At 76.4% G+C, this 242-nt stretch carries 1 pseudogene; it reads right to left on the bottom strand.

The window, feature by feature from the left end:
- A pseudogene (locus J0695_RS38640) lies at positions 1–242 on the bottom strand (serine/threonine protein kinase); the annotation flags it as partial.

A 242-nucleotide genomic window follows, 5' to 3' on the forward strand; every position in this document is an offset into this window, starting at 1 on the left:
GTGGGCTCGGGCGCGGTGCTGCCCTGGGGCCTGGCGTCGGTGGTCGCCGGCTGGGAGGCCGTGGTGTTCTTCGCCGTCGAGGGGTCGCCGCCGGTGTTCATGATCGCGTACACCGAGCCGCCCGCTCCGAGCGCGACGACCAGGGCGACGGCCACGAGCGCGACGGTGGAACGGCCGCTGCGCTGCGGGGGGCCAGGCGTGGGCGGCGGCGTGTAGTAGCCGTAGCCGTAGCCGGGCTGGGG

This window comes from Streptomyces beijiangensis, from assembly GCF_017315755.1.
GTDB lineage: Bacteria > Actinomycetota > Actinomycetes > Streptomycetales > Streptomycetaceae > Streptomyces > Streptomyces beijiangensis.